Below are 4,068 nucleotides of genomic sequence, written 5' to 3' on the forward strand. Positions count from 1 at the left end.
TGTAGAGTATGAAAAATATTATTGTCGCCACTATTGAGCTGAGCAGGAATGCGGCGCCTGTGAAGAGAACCATTATGTTTATGTAGGTGTTTGAGAGCATCTTTATGTTGGCTGCCCTTATAATCTTGTAGAAATTCTTGAAAAAATCAGGGAATGAGTCAAGGAGGTATGCGCTTATCCTTTTCACCATTATGTTTGATATGGCTGCAAGGGTTGTTGGTCTGTATGTGGAATAAAGCCTCTCCTTCTCTATTATCCTCTTTATCCTTTCAGCCTCTTTTTTGAGGTATGTTGTTTCAAGGATGCTGTTTCTCTGCTCGGGGAGAAGCTCAACTGTGATTGGAATCTCATTATTTGCGCCTATGAACTTTTCCTCTTCCCTTATCCTCCTTCTGAAATTTGCAAAGGGCTTAAGCATTCCGCTGAAGATTCCCTTTTCAGAAAAGGCATATTCTTTTTCCTGCTTTTTCTTTTTCATTCCGGAAAATTCAACTGGCTTTACTTTTATCCGTCTTGTTTCTTTTCTCTTTTTCAGCCAGAAAATTCTGGCTATTGCAGAAAAAATCATGGCAAATGGCGCTGCAATTGCCTTTCCAATCCCCCAGCTTACCACCGGCTCTGATTTATTTTTTTCAATGATTTCCTCAGCTATGACAGGTTCCTTTTTCTCTGTCTGCGCCTCTTGAATTTCTTCTTTTTGGGCATTTTCATCTGGTTGTGGGAATACGCTCTCAACCTCAATTTCTTCCTGCCCATTATTCCCATTATCCGCATATTCTTCCTGTGCTTCAAAAGCCCTGCTTCCTGAATTATCCTTGTAGACGGCATAGAATACCCTGTCATTCAGGTTGTTTATCCTTGCAATAAGCGTTTCCATGTATGAGTCATATTCAAAAACAGCCTCGTCCTTCCCCTTTCCGCCTGTTATCGCCCTGCTCTTTTTCTGGAATTCAAAATAGTCAAACCTTTTTTCCTGATACCCCTTTTCTATCTCATTCAATTCATTAATCATGGTTTTTCTGAAGAGATAGTTCCTTTTCAGCTCGCAGAAAAGCTCGTAAATCTTTGAGGACATTCTTTCGGCTGAGTTAATCATTTCCTCTTTTTCCCTTTTCCAGTAATTGCCTGCTTCAGCCATATTCTTCCTTATTTTTCAGGTGCGCTTTCAGTGAATTTTTTCAGCAGCGCCCTCACTTCAAGGCATTCTTCAAGCGCCTGCCTTTTTACAATTGATATCCTCTTCTCAACAAGCTCTGAATCCTCTCCCCTGAATCTTGCCCTGCTGAGCTCCTTGTAAAGCTTGATTAGGGAATCGGTTCTCAGAATGCTTTTCTCAGTCTCTAAAAGCCAGAATTTTTTTGTCAGTTTCTCATCTTCCTTCATTTTCTCATCCTGTTATCCCGTATTTTTTCAGCACTGCTTTGGGATTCTTGTAATAGCTGTTTACGAGCCTCTCAAACTCTTTGTAGTCCATTCCCTTCTGCTCGGATATTTTTCTGAAAAGGGCGCTCCTTCTCCCCATTTCCAGGTAGAGGTTTTCAACGCTCACTCCCCTTTTCTTGCTTATCTTTTCAAACATGTATGAGTTCTCGGAAAGCACAAAGCTGTCTGTGAAAGGGTCCCATGTTAGGAAGTCATTTGCTTCCACAACTCCTGCCTGCTCTTTTACGTTTTTTATCTCTTTTATCCCTATGAGCCGTCTTATGTTCTTTTCCGGTTCCTTGATGTGGGTGAGCATGCACACCACATCCAGTGATTCTATCAGTGAGGCAGGCAGGTTTATTGGCGGTGTCTGAAGCCTTTTCACAAGGCTTTCCACAGAGCCTGCGTGAAATGTGCTGTATGAAGGGTGCCCTGAAGCCATTCCCTGGAACAGGACAAATGTTTCAGTTCCCCTCACTTCTCCTACTATAACATAATCCGGATTCTGCCTGAATGTTTCCCTGAGAAGCTCAAACATGCTTACCTCTCCGTATGCCTCTTCAGAAGCCCCTCTCATCCCCACTCCAACCCTCGATACTGCGGGAATCCAGTTTGAGTGATTGAGATTAAGCTCTCTTGTGTCCTCAATTGAGCATATTCTCGCTTCAGAGGGTATGAAATTCATGACGCTGTTGAGAAAAGTTGTTTTTCCCGAGGCGGTTTCGCCTATGAACATTATATTGTATTTGTTCTCAATCAGCATTGAGAGGTATGCAAATGCCTCTGGAGATGCAGTGTGGTTTCTTATCATGTCTACTGGTGTGAGGGGCTTTGTGGTGAATTTCCTGATTGTGAAAGTTGGGCCTCTTGTTGTTATGTCCTTTGCGTATGTGGCGTTTACCCTTGAGCCGTCAGGAAGGGCTCCGTCAAGGAGGGGCTTTGCATATGAGATGTACTTGTCGCATTTCTGCGCAAGCTTTTCCACAAAATTCATCAGCTCATCATTTGTCCGGAATATCACATTTGTCCTGAGGTTCTCATATTTCCTGTGCACTATGTAGATTGGGAACCCAACTCCGTTGCATTCTATGTCTTCTATGTAATAGTCGTTGAGAAGGGGCTCAATCTGGTTCATTCCTATTGAATTTCTGTAAACATAATACATTATCTTCTTGTAGCTTTTTTCAGAGAGCTTTGCGCCAAGCTCTGAAAGTATGGACTGAACATTCTTTTCAAGGTAGTCTATTACTGCATGGGCATTTTTTATCTTTGCAAGGCTGACATTGATTGTTTCCTCCAAGCCCGTCATTATGAGCTTCAGAAGCTCCTTTTCAGTTTCAGAGAGGGTGTATTCCTCAACATCATAAACAAGCTCCTTCTTGTTGCTGTCCCAGAATATGTGGGCGAATGCGTAAGGGGATATGAGAGGGTATCTTATATCAATCCCGTCTATGTTCCTGAATTCTGGAAGCACAATAAGCCTTGGCTTGATGTCTATCTCAAATTTTATCTTCTCTGGAGGCAATAAGGCTTCAGTTTCTTTTCTGGGAATTTTTGCTTCATTGCTTTTCTGCGCAGGATTATTCCTGTTTGCAGCCATTCCTATCCTTGAAAAAAAGGGTATTTTCATTTTCACCATCTTTCTCCCGTGTTCATTTTTCCCTGAGGTTGATTGCCTTCACCTTCAAAAAATCAGCGCCTGATTCGAGGCTCAGCTCAAGGGTGTAGTTGTAGCTTGATGAGTTTATTTCAGCGCGTATGACTCCTGCGCTGAGGTAATCCCCGCTTTCAATCAGCGTGGTTTTCCCTGTTCCTATTTCTGAGGAAGGTTCTCCTGCTATTGTGAATGTGAAGACTCCTTCTGCAGTGCTGTTCTTGTCATTAAGCTCTATGTAATTTATCAGAGCAGATGTGTTTATCTGCGATGTGCAGTTTTCAGCGCTCTTATTTATCATCCCGAACTGCGTTATGTTAACCTTTATCCTTGAGTTCTCAAGTATGTAATGGCAGCTATCAGATGATTCGTGCGCGCTGACTGTGTCCTCTGGGCTGAGCCCGAGTATAATCATATTTCCGAGGCTCTGCTTTGAGCGAGGCTCAAAGAGCTTTGAGTCTGTTTCTATCTTCCACCTTACCATATTGTCCTCTACATAGAGAGTGCCTTTTTCTATGTCAATTGGAACAACCCTCTGCGAGCCCGGCCCTCCTTCTGAAACCTCCACAATGTACTTGTCAAGCACAAGCATTGAGTCCTTTGTCTTTGAGAATGCTGTTCTGTCCCGAAGGCTGTTCATTATGGGAGTGCCTGCCTGAAGCAGCACAACCATTGCAACCACAGTTATCAGGATGTAGAGCACTGCTGAGACCCATACCTGCCCTCTTCTCTTTCTTGTTCCGATTCCCGCTTTTCCTTTCATGGCATTTCAAATGTTTTCCAGTTCTGCTTTTCGCATCCTTTTGGGGACACTGAAAAGTTCCTTTCGGCAATAAATCCCTGAATTGAAACTTTCCTTATTGTGTTCCGGTAAAAGCTGCTGAAATTCACTTCAGTTTTTTTATTCACGTTTCCGTCTGCCCATATTGAGATTCCCTCGATTTCCTCGCCATACTTGTTCATAATCTCAAATGCCAGGGTGCTTTCAAAAT

At 42.8% G+C, this 4,068-nt stretch carries 5 protein-coding genes; all 5 read right to left on the reverse strand.

The window, feature by feature from the left end; translation table 11 throughout:
* Positions 1-1,138, reverse strand: a 1,138-nt coding sequence (locus tag NTV63_02415) for a hypothetical protein (protein ID MCX6709787.1), incomplete at its 3' end; no start/stop codon positions are given.
* An 8-nt stretch (positions 1,139-1,146) separates the two neighbouring features.
* Positions 1,147-1,383 carry a hypothetical protein gene (locus tag NTV63_02420; GenBank protein ID MCX6709788.1) on the reverse strand — a complete coding sequence of 79 codons (237 nt, stop codon included), beginning with the start codon at positions 1,381-1,383 and terminating at the stop codon, positions 1,147-1,149.
* A 4-nt stretch (positions 1,384-1,387) separates the two neighbouring features.
* On the reverse strand, positions 1,388-3,052 hold the full coding sequence (locus NTV63_02425) for a type II/IV secretion system ATPase subunit (protein ID MCX6709789.1): 1,665 nt from the start codon (positions 3,050-3,052) through the stop codon (positions 1,388-1,390).
* Between the two features lie 22 nt (positions 3,053-3,074).
* Positions 3,075-3,839 carry a hypothetical protein gene (locus NTV63_02430; protein MCX6709790.1) on the reverse strand — a complete coding sequence of 255 codons (765 nt, stop codon included), beginning with the start codon at positions 3,837-3,839 and terminating at the stop codon, positions 3,075-3,077.
* Positions 3,836-4,068: hypothetical protein (locus NTV63_02435; GenBank protein MCX6709791.1), on the reverse strand; the 233-nt coding region annotated here is incomplete at its 5' end. The genes NTV63_02430 and NTV63_02435, both read right to left, overlap by 4 nt.

This window comes from Candidatus Woesearchaeota archaeon (assembly GCA_026394965.1).
In the GTDB taxonomy this organism is placed as follows: Archaea; Nanobdellota; Nanobdellia; order Woesearchaeales; family 0-14-0-80-44-23; genus JAPLZQ01.

Bases quoted from the DNA above. Each gene is read 5' to 3' on its own strand.
- NTV63_02420 (MCX6709788.1), bottom strand. From the start codon at position 1,383: ATGAAGGAAGATGAGAAACTGACAAAAAAATTCTGGCTTTTAGAGACT.
- NTV63_02425 (MCX6709789.1), bottom strand. From the start codon at position 3,052: ATGAAAATACCCTTTTTTTCAAGGATAGGAATGGCTGCAAACAGGAAT.
- NTV63_02430 (MCX6709790.1), bottom strand. From the start codon at position 3,839: ATGAAAGGAAAAGCGGGAATCGGAACAAGAAAGAGAAGAGGGCAGGTA.